This is a genomic window from Streptomyces murinus (assembly GCF_002154555.1).
In the GTDB taxonomy this organism is placed as follows: domain Bacteria; phylum Actinomycetota; class Actinomycetes; order Streptomycetales; family Streptomycetaceae; genus Streptomyces; species Streptomyces murinus.
Window position 1 is genome coordinate 1 of the sequence record NZ_MUNF01000847.1, and the last position, 825, is coordinate 825.

Sequence of the window (825 nt, forward strand, 5' to 3'; positions counted from 1 at the left end):
AGCCGGTGCTGATGGCCGCGGTGATGGGCGCGGTCCGCGCCGTCAAGGAGGAGCGCCTGGTCACCCGCTCCATGGACCTCGGTGCCCGGCTGCTGCCGCGGATCGCGGAGGTCGCCCACCGCAACATCCCCGAGCTGGTCGTGGACGTCCGCGGCCAGGGTCTGCTCATCGGCGTGGAGCTGGTCGAGGCGGGCCTCGCCGGCGAGCTGCTGATCGAGCTGTTCAACCACGGCGTCGTCGCCAACCACTCCATGAACGGCAGCTCGGTGGTCCGGTTCACCCCGCCCGCCGTGCTGAGCGACACCGACCTCGACTACCTCGTCAACTCCTTCGATCTGGCCACCCGGGACCTCATCAAGGGCGCGGCCACTATGCCGGAAGGCGGTAACTGATCGTGCGGCACGTCGAACTCGAATCCCTGATTCCCGCGGAGCAGGCCGAGGAGGTCCTGCACGCCGTACGGCGCTGGGAGAAGTACCCGGATCTCGCGCCGCACGTCAACGCGACCACCGTGCACTCCGCGTACCCCGAGCCCAAGCCCTCCTCCAGCTGGGAGCTGCACTTCCGCAGCGGCCTGCTGCGCTGGACCGAGGACGACACGGTGCTGCCGGAGGCGGGCGAGATCCGCTTCGAGCAGTCCGACGGCGACTTCGACTCCTTCACCGGGGTCTGGTCGGTCAAGCAGAACGGCGCGGACGTCGTCGTCCGCTTCGACGCCGACTTCGACTTCGGCATCCCGAGCCTGGAGGGCATCCTCGACCCGATCGCCGAGCGGGTCATCAAGGAGACGGTCGCCTGGGCCCTGACCGGTCTGTACCCGGCCGT

General features: G+C 69.3%; 2 protein-coding genes. Both read left to right on the forward strand.

What is annotated here, in order from left to right; translation table 11 throughout:
• A partial coding sequence (locus CCN72_RS35750; RefSeq protein WP_143664323.1) for an aminotransferase class III-fold pyridoxal phosphate-dependent enzyme occupies positions 1-392 on the forward strand: 392 nt, incomplete at its 5' end.
• A gap of 2 nt (positions 393-394) precedes the next feature.
• Positions 395-825 (forward strand): type II toxin-antitoxin system RatA family toxin (locus tag CCN72_RS35755; protein ID WP_086812531.1); only part of this gene is annotated, 431 nt, incomplete at its 3' end.